The 17,634-nt window shown below is 41.3% G+C and carries 18 protein-coding genes and 2 riboswitches; of the genes, 7 read left to right on the forward strand and 11 right to left on the reverse strand.

Annotated features, from left to right (window positions below; all coding sequences use genetic code 11):
• Positions 1-12 precede the first annotated feature (12 nt).
• The 6 genes from ACFSCZ_RS07760 to ACFSCZ_RS07785 form a co-directional block, all read right to left on the reverse strand.
• Positions 13-1,239: an MFS transporter gene (locus ACFSCZ_RS07760; RefSeq protein ID WP_380773281.1), complete on the reverse strand. Its 1,227-nt coding sequence runs from the start codon at positions 1,237-1,239 to the stop codon at positions 13-15.
• A 278-nt stretch (positions 1,240-1,517) separates the two neighbouring features.
• Positions 1,518-2,159 (reverse strand): thiamine phosphate synthase, encoded by a 642-nt coding sequence (gene thiE / locus ACFSCZ_RS07765; protein WP_380773282.1) that lies wholly within the window; start codon positions 2,157-2,159, stop codon positions 1,518-1,520.
• Positions 2,160-2,191: 32 nt separating this feature from the next.
• Positions 2,192-3,040 carry a bifunctional hydroxymethylpyrimidine kinase/phosphomethylpyrimidine kinase gene (gene thiD, locus ACFSCZ_RS07770; RefSeq protein WP_380773283.1) on the reverse strand — a complete coding sequence of 283 codons (849 nt, stop codon included), beginning with the start codon at positions 3,038-3,040 and terminating at the stop codon, positions 2,192-2,194.
• 119 nt (positions 3,041-3,159) lie between these two features.
• The gene (gene tenA / locus ACFSCZ_RS07775; RefSeq protein WP_380773285.1) at positions 3,160-3,846 is read right to left on the reverse strand and encodes a thiaminase II; all 687 of its coding nucleotides are present in this window, start codon (positions 3,844-3,846) and stop codon (positions 3,160-3,162) included.
• Positions 3,847-3,952: 106 nt separating this feature from the next.
• Positions 3,953-4,053, reverse strand: a riboswitch (TPP riboswitch).
• An 85-nt stretch (positions 4,054-4,138) separates the two neighbouring features.
• The gene (locus ACFSCZ_RS07780) at positions 4,139-4,504 is read right to left on the reverse strand and encodes an AEC family transporter (protein ID WP_380773287.1); all 366 of its coding nucleotides are present in this window, start codon (positions 4,502-4,504) and stop codon (positions 4,139-4,141) included.
• Positions 4,505-4,531: 27 nt separating this feature from the next.
• A complete protein-coding gene (locus ACFSCZ_RS07785; RefSeq protein ID WP_380773288.1) occupies positions 4,532-5,074 on the reverse strand; it encodes an AEC family transporter in 543 nt (180 codons plus the stop codon).
• A 663-nt stretch (positions 5,075-5,737) separates the two neighbouring features.
• On the opposite strand from ACFSCZ_RS07785, the gene ACFSCZ_RS07790 reads away from it, so the two are divergent.
• From ACFSCZ_RS07790 to ACFSCZ_RS07810, 5 genes are all read left to right on the forward strand, one after another.
• Positions 5,738-6,613, forward strand: a complete 876-nt coding sequence (locus ACFSCZ_RS07790; protein WP_380773289.1) for a YIEGIA family protein — start codon at positions 5,738-5,740, stop codon at positions 6,611-6,613.
• A gap of 12 nt (positions 6,614-6,625) precedes the next feature.
• A complete protein-coding gene (locus ACFSCZ_RS07795; protein WP_380773290.1) occupies positions 6,626-6,838 on the forward strand; it encodes a capping complex subunit for YIEGIA in 213 nt (70 codons plus the stop codon).
• Positions 6,839-7,257: 419 nt separating this feature from the next.
• Positions 7,258-7,434, forward strand: a riboswitch (cobalamin riboswitch).
• A 123-nt stretch (positions 7,435-7,557) separates the two neighbouring features.
• The gene (locus ACFSCZ_RS07800; RefSeq protein ID WP_380773292.1) at positions 7,558-9,840 is read left to right on the forward strand and encodes a ribonucleoside-diphosphate reductase subunit alpha; all 2,283 of its coding nucleotides are present in this window, start codon (positions 7,558-7,560) and stop codon (positions 9,838-9,840) included.
• Positions 9,825-10,259: a flavodoxin gene (locus ACFSCZ_RS07805; protein WP_380773293.1), complete on the forward strand. Its 435-nt coding sequence runs from the start codon at positions 9,825-9,827 to the stop codon at positions 10,257-10,259. Before ACFSCZ_RS07800 ends, ACFSCZ_RS07805 begins: the two co-directional genes overlap by 16 nt.
• Positions 10,244-11,284, forward strand: coding sequence for a ribonucleotide-diphosphate reductase subunit beta (locus ACFSCZ_RS07810; protein WP_380773294.1), 1,041 nt, complete (start codon positions 10,244-10,246; stop codon positions 11,282-11,284). The genes ACFSCZ_RS07805 and ACFSCZ_RS07810 overlap by 16 nt, the downstream gene beginning before the upstream one ends.
• A 106-nt stretch (positions 11,285-11,390) precedes the next feature.
• On the opposite strand, the gene ACFSCZ_RS07815 is transcribed toward ACFSCZ_RS07810, so the two are convergent.
• The gene (locus tag ACFSCZ_RS07815; RefSeq protein WP_380773295.1) at positions 11,391-11,591 is read right to left on the reverse strand and encodes a cold-shock protein; all 201 of its coding nucleotides are present in this window, start codon (positions 11,589-11,591) and stop codon (positions 11,391-11,393) included.
• Positions 11,592-11,864: 273 nt separating this feature from the next.
• Positions 11,865-12,695, reverse strand: a complete 831-nt coding sequence (gene ku, locus ACFSCZ_RS07820) for a non-homologous end joining protein Ku (protein WP_380773297.1) — start codon at positions 12,693-12,695, stop codon at positions 11,865-11,867.
• 132 nt (positions 12,696-12,827) lie between these two features.
• Here ku and ACFSCZ_RS07825 point away from each other — a divergent pair, with 132 nt between their 5' ends.
• The gene (locus tag ACFSCZ_RS07825; protein WP_380773299.1) at positions 12,828-14,660 is read left to right on the forward strand and encodes a DNA ligase D; all 1,833 of its coding nucleotides are present in this window, start codon (positions 12,828-12,830) and stop codon (positions 14,658-14,660) included.
• Here ACFSCZ_RS07825 and ACFSCZ_RS07830 read toward each other — a convergent pair.
• Positions 14,657-15,394 carry a hypothetical protein gene (locus tag ACFSCZ_RS07830; protein ID WP_380773300.1) on the reverse strand — a complete coding sequence of 246 codons (738 nt, stop codon included), beginning with the start codon at positions 15,392-15,394 and terminating at the stop codon, positions 14,657-14,659. The two genes, ACFSCZ_RS07825 and ACFSCZ_RS07830, sit on opposite strands and share 4 nt — an antisense overlap.
• 396 nt (positions 15,395-15,790) lie before the next feature.
• Positions 15,791-16,120 carry a DUF4870 domain-containing protein gene (locus tag ACFSCZ_RS07835; protein WP_380773301.1) on the reverse strand — a complete coding sequence of 110 codons (330 nt, stop codon included), beginning with the start codon at positions 16,118-16,120 and terminating at the stop codon, positions 15,791-15,793.
• A 628-nt stretch (positions 16,121-16,748) separates the two neighbouring features.
• On the opposite strand from ACFSCZ_RS07835, the gene ACFSCZ_RS07840 reads away from it, so the two are divergent.
• Positions 16,749-17,312: a GNAT family N-acetyltransferase gene (locus tag ACFSCZ_RS07840; protein ID WP_380773337.1), complete on the forward strand. Its 564-nt coding sequence runs from the start codon at positions 16,749-16,751 to the stop codon at positions 17,310-17,312.
• A gap of 54 nt (positions 17,313-17,366) precedes the next feature.
• On the opposite strand, the gene ACFSCZ_RS07845 is transcribed toward ACFSCZ_RS07840, so the two are convergent.
• Positions 17,367-17,516: a DUF2639 domain-containing protein gene (locus tag ACFSCZ_RS07845; RefSeq protein ID WP_380773302.1), complete on the reverse strand. Its 150-nt coding sequence runs from the start codon at positions 17,514-17,516 to the stop codon at positions 17,367-17,369.
• Positions 17,517-17,634: the final 118 nt, after the last annotated feature.

Genomic DNA, 17,634 nt, shown 5'->3' on the forward strand with positions numbered 1-17,634 from the left:
CCGGGACAATTGTCACCTGTCCATATCGACACCATGCTTTAATCTTTTGGATGACCTTAACGATGCCTGACTGCCGGAAAATGCCGTACATGCGATGACTGCGATGAATAGAAAACTTGAGATCTGAAATAATTGTCCCGTATTCACAAACAAAGCAACAATACCAAAAACTAGACCGCTGGCCCCGATTCCCACATCAATAGCTGAATAAAACATACCATTGGCAACGCCCCTCCTCTCATTTGGGGTTTTTGCAAGCACCCAGGCTTGAAGAGCCGGAAGCAATGAACCGTATCCTGCCCCGAATAAACAACCGGACACTGCGATCCCCACCCAACTGGCAGATAAGGATAATGTCCACATGGACACGAATGCAAGGGCTGCACAAATAATCACCAAAAGCTTAGGCCCTTTACGGTCAAACCATTTTCCTGTAATGGGCCGTACCAAAGTCGCTATTGCGGCATTTAATAAATAAAAGAGGAAAATTTGTTCAATACCCCGCTCCTCAGAAAATATGACAATAAATGTAACGATGGTTCCATAGCCAAACGTAGCCATCAGTGTAATAAAGGCAGGGAATATTGCCGATTTCTCAATCAGTGATCCAGAGATCGAAAAACGGATGTTTTGTTTATCTGCTTTTTTTATGCTTTCAGGAGTTTCATATTTTATGATGGAAAAAAAGAAAAGTGCAATGGCTCCCAAAATGGCAGATATGGTAATTAAAGCCCCAAAAGTATAGTTTTGATATACATAGATGCCCAGACTGGGTGCGATGATCATACCAACTGTAATAGCAAGCCCGAAATAACCCATCCCCTCCCCGATCCTGTCGTTGGGAACGAGATCCACCGCTGCGGTTCCATTAACAGTGGAAGACCATCCCCACATAAAGCCATGAATTAAGCGAAACAGCAAAAGAATCATGACCATCTGGGTGAATGGGTACAAAATAGTGACAAACAGCAGGCCGCAAGCTCCAATGAGTATGAGCCTCCGCCGTTGGCTGAACTCCAGCAGATACCCGATATACGGCCTGATTAAAATCGCTCCGATTGAAAATACCATTGTGATCAGGCCTACTTCGAATCCTGAGGCGCCCATGGCTTTTACATATGGGGGCAATGTTGGAATAAGCATCTGGAAGCTCATGAAAACAAAAAAATTAGCGAGAACAAGCAATGTAAATGATTTTGTCCATAATTTGCTTTTTGGAACATGGGTTTCTTTTCTCATTTGTTTCACCCCAAGAAATACATTACGATACTGACTCTTCTAACATATAAGGAAGTCTGCCATTTTACAAGCATAATATTTCGGTTTTCGAAACTATTCACAAAAAAGAGACCGGCTCAAGATGAGCCAGCCCTTTTTATTGTGAAAGGAAGAAAAAAACTATTCTCGTATATTTGTATTAAAATAGTAGACGTACCGGCCCGAAGGACAAGATGTTCTTGTGCAACGCACTATAAGAGGAGCCCCCTATTAAAGGTTTCCGCCATCCACAGTGCTTCTCATTGCTGGACATTTACAGCCCCAAATGCATTTTTTAACAGCTGCTGCGCAGCCCATTTGGGATTTTCAGCTCTTGTTATGGCCGATATGACCGCTATGCCGTCAAGATCGTATTCCTGTAATTGGCCGGAATTCTCTATATGAATACCTCCGATGGCCACTACCGGTATGGATACGGCATCGATTATACGGGCCAGCATTCCTTCTGGAAGCCGATCCGCATCAGCTTTGGATGATGTTGGAAAAACGGAGCCGACTCCAATATAATCCGCCCCTTTTTCTTCTGCCAAAACAGCTTCTTCTTCGTTATGGGCAGAAATGCCGATCATCATCGAATCAGGTACGATTTGTTTGACGACATCTAATGGGAGGTCACTTTGCCCCAAATGAATACCGTTTGCCCCTACAGCCAGAGCAATGTCTGCACGGTCATTGATGACCAGCGGTATGGAGAGCTCATCAAGAAATTTTTTTAAAGATAACGCCTTCTCGTAAAAAGATTTACTGTCAAGATTCTTTTCCCTTAATTGGACGATCCCAGCGCCTCCTGCTGCGGCATCTTTAATGATAGTCATGAGCTGCTGCAGGGGCATATCTTCCTCAGTTACTAAATATAATTGATGTTTGTTGTTATACTTCATACTTTTAAATCCTTTCAAATCGATACATTGTGTTAAGGAGAAGCAGATAAGCTGTTGTTCAGTGAATGATGTTTCATCCTTTCATCTTCATTCTTCACATCATAAAAAGGGTGAAAATGGTGTGCCGGTCCATGGCCATGTCCAATGTCAAGACTTTTCTCTATAGCCCGGGTAATATAATCTTTTGCGATTTGAATGGCTTCCGGCATACTTGCCCCTTTCGCCAACTGGGCTGTGATGGCAGATGAAAGCGTACATCCAGTTCCGTGCACATTTTTTGTTTCGATCCTTCTTCCCTGAAAAACTTTAAATTCATTTCCGTCATAAAATACATCCGTGGGATCCCCTTTTAAGTGTCCTCCCTTAATCAGGACAGCTTCCGGCCCTTTTGAAAGAATCTTCCTGCAAGCTTCATACATATCCGATTCCGATTGTATACGGTTCCCCGTTAATACTTCTGCTTCCGGAATATTTGGTGTGACAAGTGAAGCCATTGGAAGCAGAAGGTTTGATAGTGTCGCCACAGCCTCCTTTTCGAGTAAGTGGTGGCCACCTTTCGACACCATGACAGGATCAATGACAAGATATTTGGGTTGATAAACTTTCAGCGTATCTGAAACTGTCTGAATAATATCGGAATTCCCTAACATTCCTATTTTAACAGCATCTACATCAATATCTTCAAACACGGCCGCGATTTGATCCCGGATGACAGACAAATCGATGTTTTGGACAGATCTGACCTCTACTGTATTCTGGGCTGTTACAGCAGTAATAGCAGACATTCCAAAGACACCACATGCAGAAAAAGTCTTAAGATCGGCCTGTATGCCGGCCCCTCCTCCAGAATCAGAGCCTGCAATGGTAAGTGCTGTTTTCATAAATGATCCTCCAGTCTGATGATTTATATATTGCAGTAAAACATAAAGTGAAGTCAAAATATTTAAAAAATAGAGTGAAGAGTTAGTTCTTAAAGAGTCTATCCCCTGCAAAAACCCTTTTACAGTTCCCAATTTTCCAGGCGATAATTCATATCCCAGAATAGGTATTCGTATTTGGATGTAATGATAAAATGCTTTTCAAGCTCTGCCAGTTCACGTTCCGGTTTACCCTCTGTCAGATCATTCAGCAGCTGAATCAACCACTCACCTAATGCACCAAATTGTTCGGAGGCATAGGTCTCAATCCACTTTTTATAAGGGTTCAATGATAATCCTTCACGATATCGCTCTTTTAAACGTCTGCCTGTTTCCGAATAATGCCATGCACAAGGAAGCAGTGCAGAAATTAATTCAGCCAAAGTGCCGTTGTGTGCCACGTTCAGCATGTATCTCGTATAAGCGAGATTTACCGGAGCCGGCTCTGTATCTTCTAACTCTTGGCGCGATATCCCAAATTCTTCAGCATATTGCCGATGAAGCTCCATTTCAAAATGTAAGTGTTCGTGCAGCAAATGGGCAAAACGGTTCATCGTTTCCACATCTTTGGCTTTTTGGACACCAATGGCAAATAATTTCACATAGTCAATTAAGTAAACATAATCCTGTTTCATATAGTAGATAAATTTTTGTTCATCCAGCGTCCCTTGTCCGATTTCTTGTACAAAAGGGTGTCTATAACTCTTCTCCCAAATCTCCTTGGCATTTTCATAAAGCCTGTCCGTAAACAACTTCTTTTCTACTTGCATCCATGAACAGCTCCTTTTAGTTATTGCCTCCCTTTTCGCCTATGTTTTAAGAAACACAAAAAAACCGCTCCCAACAGGAAGCGGCTGCGATATCGAAAAAACCAAAGATATACTCAGCCTGCTTCCCTACGCTGGCATAAACCAGATCAGGTTCAAAGGGTATCCATCAAAGATTTCTCTCAGCTTAACGCTCCCCTAGCAGACAAGATTATATATTTTTCATAAACTTACATAAACGAAAAGGAAGTTTCATCTATACGTCCACTATAGCATGAATCTTTAAAAAAGCAAGTCAGTTTATAAACAGACTCATCACATATACCATGAAAGGAATCGTGATTAATCCCAAGATGGTAGAAAAAACGGTTGTTAATGCCCCCATCTGTTCATCTGCAGAATACTTGGCAAACAAGATGGAAGCCAAAGTAATGGTCGGCATCATCGACTGGATGAGAACTGCTTGAATTAAAACTGTATCAATAGTAAAGAAATGAATCATAAAGATGGTGGCCATAGGTAACAAAATCAGTTTTACACCGATCGGCACCCACATATGCGGTACGGTTTGCCTTATATGTCCACGCTGCAGACCCATAATCATCATTCCAATATAAAACATGGCAAGCGGAGCAGCCAAAGCAGCCAGTCGGTCTGCCAAGCCGACTATGATTTGGGGAGGCTGTATTTAGAAATAAGCAACGAGCAGACCGGCCAGAATCGCTGCTGTCGGAATATTAACCATGGATTTTAAAGTGTGTAAAGCAAACTTTCGATTTTTTTGCAGTAAAATCACTCCGACGGTCCAAATCGTTACGTCCACACCTGCATCAAATATCGCTGCATACAAAGCTCCCTCAGGTCCCAACAATGCCGCACAAAGAGGAATCCCAATAAAACCGGTATTGCCCAGTCCAGAAAGAATAGCGATTTCTCTCCTGCGATTGGATTTTTGAAAAACTGCTGCGAAAACCCAGCCCAGTCCAATTCCGACAATATTGATCAAAATGGACAGCACAAAGACCAGAATGATCTTTTTAAACATTTCTCCATCCATATCCACTTGAAAGATACTGGATAAAATAATGCATGGCATAGCGATATTGACAATAATGGAAATAAAAAGATTTCTAGTTTCATGGTTTAAAGGCGAGGTCCTTGCCAATACGGCTCCAATAATGATCATCACTGTAATAATTAAAATAGATTGAACAACGATGGAAAGTTCCATTTTTCTCGCCCCCTGCTGGTGAAAAATAATTTAAACAGAAAAAAACGAAGAAAAGCACTGCACGCAGTAATAATGAGAGGAAATACTCTTCCCAATTTGCGGTACAATCACCTTTCTTCAAGATGTAAAAAAAATAGAAGTACATTTGATTCAAAGATAATTAAGATTAGTCCAGCTCAGACGGACAGGATATCTTTGTGCCGCCGATGCTGCAGGACATGACAGCTTGAGGCTGCCAGGTGCAATTTGACCGAGGTCGCAATCCTCATGTGTCGCGGCAGAAAAGCTGTTCCATCCACAATCATCGTAAAAGGCGGACGCCTTCCGCTTTCTCAACCGTTTAATTATACATAAAGTTTTTGCCAATACAACTGGTAAAAATGAAGAGTTTTATACAAGCTGTGGCAATTTTTTTGATTATGCCAGCTCTCTGATGAGAGAACGTTTTCAGTACCTTGTTTTTCATGACACAGGCATTTATTCAAAACTATTTTCATTTATGATCTTCAACCATTCTGCAGCCGCTTTGCACCCCATTCCATAATAGGGTGCCGGTGCTGATAATAAAGATTGGAGGGAAAGCAATCTCGAGAAAAGTGCATAATATTATTCAATGAATTCGGTTAATCTATTTGAGAACGGTCATTTTCAAAGGAGTTAACTATGGATTCTAATTTATTGGCAGTACTTATCGGAATATTTTTTGGCTCTATTTCCCGTATATTATTGCTTCGCACTGATTTCAGGCAGTATCCCACTTATCCGCAGGGACGAATTATTCACCTTTCTTTGGGATTCATCGCTGCCTTTATTGGGGCAGTGGCTGTTCCGGCTGTCCTGGAATCAAACTGGACCGCTGTTACCTTTTTGGGTCTGGCTGCAACTCAATTTAGGGAAGTCAGGAAAATGGAGAGGGAAACATTGACCAACATTGACTCGAGTGAATTAGTTAAACGCGGTACTCCATTTATAGAAGGAATGGCCCAAGCATTTGAAAGCAGAAACTACCTTGTTATGTTTACAGGATTATTGACCACTCTATTTTCTGTCTATTCACCCTGGGCAGGCGCTTTAGCTGGAATCATCATGCTTTTTGTCGTAAAACGGAATATGACCGGAAATAACCTGGCTGTTATTGCTGAGGTGACTGAGGCAGAAATACGATTTGAAGGCCCTCATCTATATGTTGGAGATATTCATATAAAGAATGTCGGATTGGAAGCGAGCAGAAAACTGATTTTACAAAGGGGGGTAGGTGCTATAATTACACCAAAAAATGAGAACAGCATTGTGACAATATCTAATCTTGGCCAAAGGCAGGCCATGCTCCACCAGGTAGCCAATGTCCTGGGGGTTTACTTGGATACAGGTGAACCTGATATTGTTCCCATATCCAAAAGAGACATGGATAATGGAAGAGTCGGTCTGTTTTTAATGCCCCAAGAAAAGGAATTCAGCCAAATTAAAAAAGTTCTCGATCAGGTTCCAGTGCTGGACAGCGCCATAAGATTGCCGGATGAAGCAAATAAAGGAAAGTAAGAGGAAATGTTTATGGCTGAAAGGGAGAATCAGAAAGTGGCAGAAAACCCGGATATTAAAGCAATCATTACTACTGATGAAAAACTTGTCATTCACAGCGGGGTCCCCGTTTTTTTATCAAAAAACCATGAGGAGCTTCAGAGTCTAAGCAAGAGCCTGGAAAGAATTTTGGATGCTTCCTCCCACGAAATAAATCGGGAAACCATGATTATCGTTGCCAGGTAAAATTGTAAACCGTCAGCAGCGGGTAAAGCACCTCTTTGAAAAATGTATGTCCCAATGAAGCGGCGGTTACGATCAGTTATTTATTGCTCCCCGTATTAAAAAACGCAAAACAGCGCTTGCACGATTCATCCTTCCTGATTTGTTGTTTATGAATCAGGAAGGATTGTTTTGAGATTTGTGTTGTTATCTTATAAGACCACTCAAGACAATTATTCCTGTAACAGAACGTGTCTTGTCGTATATAATGTTTTGCAAATGGAAAAAGGCAAATCAGGATAACCTCTATCCCCTTGTCCAATCTATATCTAATTAAACATGATTGTGTTTAGCTTGTATTTCTGCATCCATCATGGTAAAATCACAATCGACACTAAATGACACTATATTTGGTGATTCAGAGACTCTACAACACAATATATTGATAACTTGCAAGAGAAGGTGTCCATTTCGGACTTAATAGGGAATCCGGTGAAAATCCGGAACTGTCCCCGCAACTGTAAATGCGGACGAACGGGAAATACCACTGTCGATGACGGGAAGGTTCCCCAGTAGGATGATGCATAAGTCAGGAGACCTGCCGGATCTTGTTTGAGTTTCAATTCTTCGGGGATTGAGAAGATGAAACGATAGTGAAGATATTCCTGTTTTTCCTATCGTTTGATCCGCTCTTTTCCCCGAGAGCGGATTTTTTAATGGACCAAAACAGGAGGCAGATGAACATGTCCACATTCATTGTAAAAGAAAAAAATCGAAGCAAAGAGCTGTTTGACCTGAAACGACTGGAACGTTTTCTTCAAAGGGTCGCCGGGATAGAATCCCCCGAATATATTAAAAAAATAGCGAGAAACATTGAGTCTAAAGCCGAACTGCAAGCTGATAACCTTACAAGCCTGCTGATTCAGTCAGCGTTGGAAAACACAGATGAGTTAAACCCGCATTGGTCATTCCTGGCTGCCAAAATTTACTTGAATGATTTATATAAAAAAGCAGCTGAAAATCGTTCCTATGATAAGTCTGAGAAATATGGCGACTTTTACACATTGATTCGAATATTGAGTGAAAAAGGTATTTATTCTACCAGAATTTTGGAAAAGTACACTAAATTGGAAATCGATGAGCTTGGTAAGCTGATCGTTCCGGAAAGGGATTTACTGTTTGATTATACAGGTCTCCATACTCTAGCAACCAGATATTTGGCGGTGGATCACCATAAGCAGGTATTTGAGCTTCCTCAGGAGAGATGGCTGATCATTGCCATGTATTTAATGCAGGATGAGCCTTCTGATCAGCGTGATCTCCTCGTTGCAGAAAGCTATTGGGCACTGTCAAATCTTTACATGACAGTCGCCACCCCCACCCTTGCCAATGCGGGGCTTGCCCACGGCCAGTTATCCAGCTGTTTTATAGATACGGTGGAAGATTCATTGATTGGCATTTATAACAGCAATACAGACATTGCAAGACTTTCAAAAGACGGGGGCGGAATTGGAGTCTATATGGGAAAGGTACGGGCTCGCGGCAGTTCCATTAAAGGATTTAAAGGAGCTTCTTCCGGTGTGATCCCCTGGATCAAGCAATTGAATAATACCGCAGTCAGTGTAGATCAGCTTGGAAGAAGAAAAGGTGCCATTGCGGTTTATCTCGATGTATGGCATGCTGACATTCTCTCTTTTTTGGATTTAAAGTTGAACAATGGAGATGAAAGACAGCGGGCTCATGATATATTTACCGGTGTATGTCTTCCAGACCTTTTTATGGAACAGGTGGAACGCCGAGGAGATTGGCACTTGTTTGACCCTCATGAAGTGAAACAAGTGATGGGCTTTTCATTGGAAGATTTTTATGACGAGGAAAAAGGAGCAGGCTCTTTCCGAGAAATGTATCAACAATGCGTTCAAAACGAGAAACTGACGAAAAAAACAGTACCCGCCATACAAATTATGATTCGAATCATGAAATCTCAATTGGAAACAGGAACCCCTTTTATGTTTTACAGAGATCAAGTGAACCGCATGAATCCAAACAAACATCAAGGAATGATTTATTCCAGCAATTTGTGTACAGAAATTATGCAAAATATGTCCCCAACTACCCATTATGAAGAAACGGTTGATGGAGATACGATCATATCTTATAAAAAAGCAGGAGATTTTGTCGTATGTAACCTCTCCTCCATCAATCTCGGAAAGGCTGTAGATCCAGCCGGGGAAAACTGGGATATTTTGGAACGATTGATTCCTATCCAAGTCAGAATGCTTGATAATGTCATTGACTTGAATACGATTGATGTTAAACAGGCAGCCATAACAAATAAGAAATATCGTGCAATTGGTCTTGGAACATTTGGATGGCACCATCTGCTTGCTTTGAAAAACGTCGAATGGGAATCAGCTGAAGCCGTTCAGCTAGCGGATGAGCTATATGAGAAAATTGCACAACTTACGATCCGGGCAAGTGTTGAGCTCGCAAAGGAAAAAGGAGCCTATCCCCTCTTCGAAGGAAGCGATTGGCAGTCGGGAAAATATTTTGAAATACGGGGCTATACAGGGAAATCGGATTCCGGCAAATGGGCAGACATTATGAAAGAAATACAGGTACATGGCATTCGAAACGGTTATTTGATGGCTGTTGCACCGAATTCCAGTACGTCTGTTATAGCAGGATCTACCGCCAGCATTGATCCTGTATTCAAACCGTTTTACCACGAGGAGAAGAAAAATTATAAGCTGCCTGTAGTAGCACCGGATCTTGACCATCGAACCTACAACATTTATAGAAAGTCAGCTTACATCGTTGATCAACGATGGTCCATACAGCAAAATGCGGCGAGACAGCGTCACTTGGACCAGTCGATATCATTTAACTTTTACGTACCTAATCAAATCAAGGCCCAGATCATGCTCGATCTGCATCTCCAGGCTTGGGATTCAGGGTTGAAAACGACTTATTATGTCAGATCCACAGCATCGGATATTGAGGATTGTGTATGGTGCGAGTCCTGATTTGTTACGCCAGCTTCAGCGGAAACACAAAAGAAACAGCGGAAATCATTCATCATGTATTGTCAGAACACGGGTGTACGGTCTATCTACACCGGATCGGTACGGGATCTGCTCCGGATCCTTCCCTCTTTGACGCCATGTTCATCGGAACATTCACTTGGGGAAAAGGCCATACACCAGACATAGTCAAAGACTTTGTTTATGAAATAGGCTATAAGCCGCCAAAAGTATTTGTCTTCGGAACCGGAGACACGCAATTTGGCGGCGACCGCCTTTTCTGCCACGCGGCTGTCAAATTGGCTGCTTTTTACCGCTCTGAGCATGAACCATTGAAAATTGAACAAAGTCCAAGAGGGTCACAGGAAAACAAAGTGAAAATCTGGACGGAAGGAGTATGGAATCAATGTCTCAAATCCTAGATAAAGTAACAATATTGGAACCCATGAATCCCAATAAATCAACTGCATTATTTGGAGGTAAAGCGAGCGGCATCTTAAATTGGAATGATGTTGCCTACCCGCACTTTTATACACATAGAGAACAAATACGTGCCCTTTTCTGGCGTGCCAGCGAGGTAGATATGACGCAGGATATTAAACAATTTCCTACTCTGCCGGAAAAAGAACAAGCCGCCTTTTTGAAGATTATCGGGCTTCTTGCCACATTGGACGGCCCTCAGACTGACATGGCGGCAAGGATCGCCCAATTTTCAACCGACCCGTCTGTAAAATCTGTCATGGCAACCATTGCTGATCAGGAAAGCGAACATAATCACAGCTATGCCTATGTTCTTTCTTCTGTGACAACATTAGATCAGCAAAATGAGTCATTTGAAACCGGAAGAAAAGATCAGATATTACTCAAACGGAATGAACGGATCATGCAGGTTTATAATGAGTTTGCCCTACACCCCACGATCGAAAATGTTTTAAAAGCGATGGTGTATACCGCATTGCTCGAAGGTTTGTTCTTCTATTCAGGGTTTGCTTTTTTCTATAATTTGGCCCGAAATCAGAAGATGGTGGGAACTTCGACGATGATTTCCTATATTAACCGTGATGAGCTTCAACATGGGCGCTTTATCAGCGATTTATTCAGGGCTGCACTGGCTGAAAATCCAGGAAATAATACGAAAGAATTCACAGACTGGGTGTATGACCAATTTCGTCACTCCGTTGAACAGGAAACCATTTGGAGCCGTTACGTTCTCGATGGAGTGGACGGAATCGATCTTGTGGAAATGGAAGGGTATATTCAATACAGAGCCAATAAAATGCTCAGAATGTTAGGACTTAGTGAGATTTACAAAGATCATCCGGAGAATCCCATGAAATGGATCCGCGCCTACGTAGATAATTTTGATGATACGAAAACAGATTTTTTTGAGCAAAAATCTCGCCAATATACAAAAACAAGCGATTTAAACGGTTTTGATGAGCTATGATAAAGAAATTTTCCAATAACAAAAGCCGGTTTCCGAACAAGGAAACCGGCTTTTTGCAGGATAAAAATTAAAAAGGACTGCTCTAAGCGGCAGTCCATCACAACTATTATAGTTTAACAACGTTTTCCGCTTGTGGTCCACGTTGGCCTTCAACGATTTCAAATTCTACTTGTTGACCTTCATCAAGAGTTTTGAATCCTTCACCTTGAATCGCGCTGTAGTGTACAAATACGTCATTTGCGCCTTCCACTTCGATGAATCCAAAACCTTTCTCACTGTTAAACCATTTAACTGTACCAGTTGTCATGCATTTAGACCTCCAAAAATTTTTTAATATGCTCTTCTTATTTACCGTGTAAATAAAAATTCACATATTATAATGAATACCCACTTGCCGGAGTAGATATTCATTACAACATGTGAATAATGGTAACTCCAATTTCTGGCAAATATAAAGCGGCATTTCTTTTGATACGTATTCATCATACAGGAAAAAATTAAAAAAAGCAAGAAGCAGGCAAACATTTCTTCTATATATTATGTCTTACCCATTTCTTTGCTTTTTATTCACTTGCCTTTATTATTTTCCGCCAGAAGTTTTCGCTGCTGCCTTTTTAGGTCTCCCCGGCCGTTTGGATTTTGGTTTTGTCCTGTCAATCGAAGCTTGCAGAGCAGCCATCAGGTCTGTCATCTGAGCGGCAGGCTCTTTCTCTTTGACGGTCACAAAATCTCTTCCTGTCTGCTTCGCTTGAATTAATTCGAGAACTTTCGACCGGTATTCGTCTTTATATTTTTCCGGATCAAATGTAGTAGTCAATTGGTCAATGAGTAAAATGGCCGTATCTATTTCTTTTTTTGTCACGTTGTCTGCAGCAGGTACATTCGGAACATCTGCTGCTTTACGGACCTCATCCGGATAGTGGATGGTTTCCATTACTAATGTATCTTGATACACGCGGATCACCGCCAGCTGCTCTTTTGAACGGATGACAATCTTGGCAATTCCCACTTTTTCAGATTCGCTTAATGCTTTCCGCAGCAGTCCATATGCTTTATTTCCCCCATCTGGCGACATGTAATAGGTCCGGTTAAAATAAATTGGATCGATTTCTTCAAGTTTAATGAAATCAATAATTTCTACGGCCCTCTCTTCCACCGCTTCCTTCAGTTCTTTTAGCTCATCTTCCTCTACAACAACAAATTTTCCTTTTGCGACTTCATATCCTTTGACTATCTGTTGATTTTCTACTTCCTTTTCACAAGCGGGACAGATTTTTTCGTATTTAATGGGGGTATGGCATTCCTTATGCAAGGAACGGAACTTTACGTCTTTGTCTTCTGTAGCAGCATGCAATTTGATCGGAATATTTACCAACCCAAAACTGATGCTTCCCTTCCACATGGTATGCATTTTTTCACCTTCATCCATAGAATTTTTCATATCTTTTGTATAGGGTTCCCAAAAAATAAACATTTAAATTGTTGGTAAAAATAATGAGCAGGGAAAAACTGATATTAAAGCTAAAACAAGGTTGTGAACTTAATGAAGCCTATGCTTCCTGCGCTGACATATCAACTGCCGCCAAAAGGCGATTGGCTGTATGAAATAAAATATGACGGCTATCGTGGAATATTGGAATGGAGCGAATCCGGACTGCACCTGTGGAGCAGAAACGGAAGAGATTTGCTGCCCCAATTTCCCGAAATCCAAGCCTTTTTAGAAAGCCTTACAGATCAAATAAAGCAGTATTTACCCCTAATTTTGGATGGCGAGCTGGTCATTTTAGAGAATTGCTATAAAGGCAATTTCTCAAAGCTCCAACAAAGGGGGAGAATGCGATCCATTGAAAAGATAACGGCCGAGTCCAGAAATTGGCCCTCCCATTATTTAGTATTTGACTTATTGGCATCAGGGGGACAAAATCTATCCGCTTTACCTTATGTGGATCGAAAAAACGCCTTGATGGAGCTTTTTGAGGAGTTGGAACTACCCCTGGCTCCTTCACCCGGTGATGATAGGCTCTGTCAATGTGTTCCGAATTCATCATCTCCTGAAAGTATGGTTGAAACTGCAAGGGAGTATGACAGTGAAGGACTGGTAGCTAAGGAAAAGGGGAGTAAATGGCAGATGGGGAAACGCTCTGATGGGTGGCTCAAACTTAAAAACTGGAAAACAGTTTCCTGCTTTATTACAGCCATGGATGAGGCGAATGGCTATTTCTTTGTGGCTGTCTGGAAGGGACAAAACATTTTTCCATTGGGTCAATTTTTGTTTAGTCTTGATTTTGAAACAAAGCAGGCGCTTAAAACGACGATAAAGGAAAACTATGTGGAGAAAAGCGGATCAATTTACCGGGTACAACCCGGCATTTGCGTGGACGTCAATTATTTGGAATGGGCTGATCACCAGCTGAGAGAACCGCATTTTAAATGTCTGCGGTTCGATCTGCATCCCGATGATTGTACGTTTGAACAATTTTTATACGATGAAGCAAAATTACCGTCTCATCTGACGATTACCCACCCCGAAAAAGTGTTATGGGAGAAAAATTACGCAACAAAGCTGGATTATATCCGGTATTTAAGAAAGTCTGCTCATTATATGCTTCCTTTTTTAAAAAACCGTGCGCTGACCGTGATCAGGTCTCCGCACGGAGTATTTGGAGATTCGTTTTATCAGAAAAACAAGCCTGACTCCTCGCCGGGTTTTGTCCGGTCCCATCAGGTGGAAGGCATTGATTATATTGTCTGCAATGATCTGCAGACATTGATATGGCTTGGAAATCAACTGGCTATTGAATTCCATATTCCATTTCAAACGATAACCAGCCGGTTTGTAAGTGAAATTGTATTTGATCTGGATCCCCCGGATCGTTCACATTTCCAACTCGCGATCTATGCGGCAACCATCCTGAAACAAGTATTGGATCAATTACAGTTAACGTCTTTCATTAAACTGTCCGGAAATAAGGGACTGCAAATATATGTTCCATTGCCGGACGATACGTACACTTGGGAAGAAACACGACTTTTTACTTCATTTGCTGCTGAATTTTTAGTCCGGTATGATCCTGAGTCATTTACGGTCGAACGATTAAAAAAGAACAGGCACGGAAGGCTGTATGTTGATTTTGTTCAGCACGCCGAAGGCAAAACGATTATAGCACCGTATTCCGTCCGAAAGAATGAGGAAGGCCTGGTTGCTTCTCCGGTCCATTGGCATGAGGTGACAGAACATTTGCACCCCGGCCAATTCACAATGGAAGCAGTCCTTGACAGACTCGAGCAAATAAAGGATCCATTTGCGGGGTACTTTCATTGCAAGAACCGGCAGCCATTTGATCAGGTACTCTCCATGCTCCAAGGCGGGAGTTAGAACAAGATGAATAAAAAAAGACAAAGGCTGCGCGTTTCCTTTGATAAGCTGTTATCAATTCTCAATAAGGGCGTATTTGGCGAAAATGACTGCTGCCACTTAATGGGCATCCTCCCTTTTTTAACGGAAAGCACCATCTGTCCATTTTTTAATATGAGCCTGTCTGAATAGGGACTTTTAATTTCAAACCGATCTGCTCCCACTGTAAGGTGTACAGCTCGTTTTGCCCTGGAAAGGACGACAGGAACCACTTTATCCCCTGTTATAAAATGAATCGATCTTTGATCAATATGCATATACGCTGTTGTTCCCAGACCGTGCTCATTAATTTTATATAGTCTCCCTCTATTGGGCAGGCGATAGTATGTAAATCGCTCCTGCCTCTCTTTCCCTTTTACCGTCAGCAATGATAGTCTTCTGATCCCGTCAGAGGAATAGGCTTCCATAAGAGAATCGTTATGGTGCGGGGTAACCAAGAGGAAAGTTTCCATACCATTTCCATTGGCACCATTGGATAACAGCATGGAGGCAACACTGCTTTTATATGAAAAATAGATAAAGCGTAAAATAAAATAGACCAAACATAGAAAAACAGCGAGTCCTGCCATGTTTGCCAGGAAGAAATTCGACTTTTGAATGTTGGGCAATATGACCACAATAAACACGACGGCAAAAAGGACACTTTGATGAAAGTACAGCCTTGCCATCAAAGAATAATGCTCCTTAATATTCATTGGCTTCCTCCAGATCAGGAGTTGTCTTTTATTATATGGGACAACTTCCTTATAAATGACAGACTGTTTGAGCATAAAAAGAGGAATAGCCCCTGTTTCCGATGATTATCGTGAACAGGAGCTATTGATTAGAACAAATTAATAATTCTTCTTGTCTATTTAAGTAATGGTTATTCGGGGAAAGTTTTAATTGCCTGTCGCCATGCTTCTCCGAGCTTATTGCACAGGGCTCTTGACCAGCTTCAACAGCCAGCCCTCCGGGTCACAACCCATTCCCGGTGAAAGCTGTAAAGCTGACTCAACGGGAATCGTTTGATGCTTGTCGGGCTAATCCGGGCTTTCCGCTTTCTGTTTGTCCGTGGCTGGCCAAGCGTTTCCCATTCCGTGGAAGCTTTCTTATTTAAGGACTCTAAATACGAAAGGGAAATGATAGATTTCTCCATTGTACGCTTTAATAGCAGCAATGATAGTGAAAACAAAGGCCAAAATTCCAATAATAGGTAAAAGAATAAAACCGATGAGAATTAACATTAATACGGATGCGACGATACTGTAAACCGTGTAGGAAATGAGAAAATTTATATATTCTTTTCCATGAAAATCAATAAAGTCAGAATCATCCTTTTTCAAAAGCCAAATCAGCAATGGGCCTATAATTGTCGTAAAAAAGCTTGTAATATATATCGCCATTGCGAGCATTCTTTCATTGCTGGATAATGTGTCCATATCCATTGCCCTCCTATCTTATGGTTTAATATGTCATACGTATGCATGTGTGAAAAAGTTTCAAAAAACAAGAATTTTATTGACCGTCATTCAATGCATTCTTTTCTGTTTTCCTATGGGAATAGATGAATGTTCCTGCAGGCCGTATTGTATAAAAGTCTGTTTCCTTTTATTTTGCCGACAGCGGCTTCCCTTTTACCCCCGGATGGTTTTTAATTTCATAGCGGCAGCCCGCAAACCATTGAGATCCCATCGGTGAGCTTCTTCGTAAATTATATGTGATGCCAGTAAGCCCCTCTGCATCTTCCCGCTTCTGTTTATGTATGTTTTGGTCAAGATAAAGCCTTTATTAATATACAACGAAATAACGAAAACAATGTTGAAAAAAAAGTAATTTAGGGTATTTCCAAACAAAAAAAAATTTTGTATGATATGGGTAAGATGAATGTTTTTTACAACAGAATACCATCTCTATAATTGAGGGAAGGCAAATGGTGCGCCACCAGTCCTGTTTCTGACTGGTATTAGTGGGTTCGATTCCCACCCCGAAATTTTTTATGAAGTTACTAAAAAATTTCGAGGGCAGGATCGGACCATCTTCCTGCCCTGGGCAGGAGGGATTCAATTGATGCTCAAGAAACGTGAAGTAAATGGGCATGAATGCCGGATATTGTTTGATTTGATGACGCACCCTGATGTCTTCCCTTTTGTACGTCAGAAAGCGTTCAGTTATGATGAATTTGTTTTTTTGACAAAACAGACGATTGAAGCCGAAGAACGTGGAGAGTTAATTTCAAGAACAATTTTGGATGAGTGGGAAAATCCTATCGGTACCATTAACCTGTATGATATAGATTCAGGTGCAGGATTTCTGGGGACTTGGATCGGTAAACCGTACCATGGAAAAGGATATAATCATCTGGCAAAGGAAGCCTTTTTCCAGGAGTTGTTCTTTGATAAAGATATGGTAACGATCTATATGCGCATCCGAAAAGAAAATATCCGCTCAAAAAAGGCAGCGGAAAAGCTTCCTTATGTACTATTGGCCAATCAAACAAAAAGCGAAGTGTTTCATCAGTTGAATGACGGCGGATATGTCTATGATCTGTATGAAGTTCCTAAAGACTTGTATACGATGTCGTTTATTCGAACAACAACAGCTGAAGAAGAAACTCAGCCGATGGAAGCCTGATTTTTTAACTGCCTGCAACCTAAATCGGCCGGAATTCATTTCCGGCTGATTTGATTATAGATCTTCTTTTTCTGTCAATTCGTTATATAAGTTTCTGACTATATACAATTTATATAATTCGAGCTTTTTTTTCTTTTCCGGATGTACCCGTATGCCCATTTCTTTTAATTTGACTATATACCATCCTTTTGAATAAATGTGCACGATTTCCCACTCCTTTCCTCTGCCTGATATTTTATGAAAGAAGCAAGCTCGTGTTGCTGATGGAAAAGCCTGCTTCTCCACCATGCAAAGAGATTCAACATCCTGAATAAAAATAATA

Source organism: Siminovitchia sediminis (assembly GCF_042680885.1).
Taxonomy (GTDB): domain Bacteria; phylum Bacillota; class Bacilli; order Bacillales; family Bacillaceae_C; genus Siminovitchia; species Siminovitchia sediminis.

Excerpts from the sequence above, each read along its gene's own strand:
- ACFSCZ_RS07760 (WP_380773281.1), bottom strand. The coding sequence starts at position 1,239 with ATGAGAAAAGAAACCCATGTTCCAAAAAGCAAATTATGGACAAAATCA.
- ACFSCZ_RS07815 (WP_380773295.1), bottom strand. The coding sequence starts at position 11,591 with ATGACAACTGGTACAGTTAAATGGTTTAACAGTGAGAAAGGTTTTGGA.
- tenA (WP_380773285.1), bottom strand. The coding sequence starts at position 3,846 with ATGCAAGTAGAAAAGAAGTTGTTTACGGACAGGCTTTATGAAAATGCC.
- ACFSCZ_RS07790 (WP_380773289.1), top strand. The coding sequence starts at position 5,738 with ATGGATTCTAATTTATTGGCAGTACTTATCGGAATATTTTTTGGCTCT.
- thiE (WP_380773282.1), bottom strand. The coding sequence starts at position 2,159 with ATGAAGTATAACAACAAACATCAATTATATTTAGTAACTGAGGAAGAT.
- ACFSCZ_RS07785 (WP_380773288.1), bottom strand. The coding sequence starts at position 5,074 with ATGGAACTTTCCATCGTTGTTCAATCTATTTTAATTATTACAGTGATG.
- ACFSCZ_RS07810 (WP_380773294.1), top strand. The coding sequence starts at position 10,244 with ATGTCTCAAATCCTAGATAAAGTAACAATATTGGAACCCATGAATCCC.
- ACFSCZ_RS07795 (WP_380773290.1), top strand. The coding sequence starts at position 6,626 with ATGGCTGAAAGGGAGAATCAGAAAGTGGCAGAAAACCCGGATATTAAA.
- ACFSCZ_RS07800 (WP_380773292.1), top strand. The coding sequence starts at position 7,558 with ATGTCCACATTCATTGTAAAAGAAAAAAATCGAAGCAAAGAGCTGTTT.
- ACFSCZ_RS07840 (WP_380773337.1), top strand. The coding sequence starts at position 16,749 with ATGCTCAAGAAACGTGAAGTAAATGGGCATGAATGCCGGATATTGTTT.
- ku (WP_380773297.1), bottom strand. The coding sequence starts at position 12,695 with ATGCATACCATGTGGAAGGGAAGCATCAGTTTTGGGTTGGTAAATATT.
- ACFSCZ_RS07805 (WP_380773293.1), top strand. The coding sequence starts at position 9,825 with ATGGTGCGAGTCCTGATTTGTTACGCCAGCTTCAGCGGAAACACAAAA.
- thiD (WP_380773283.1), bottom strand. The coding sequence starts at position 3,040 with ATGAAAACAGCACTTACCATTGCAGGCTCTGATTCTGGAGGAGGGGCC.
- ACFSCZ_RS07825 (WP_380773299.1), top strand. The coding sequence starts at position 12,828 with ATGAAGCCTATGCTTCCTGCGCTGACATATCAACTGCCGCCAAAAGGC.
- ACFSCZ_RS07830 (WP_380773300.1), bottom strand. The coding sequence starts at position 15,394 with ATGAATATTAAGGAGCATTATTCTTTGATGGCAAGGCTGTACTTTCAT.
- ACFSCZ_RS07835 (WP_380773301.1), bottom strand. The coding sequence starts at position 16,120 with ATGGACACATTATCCAGCAATGAAAGAATGCTCGCAATGGCGATATAT.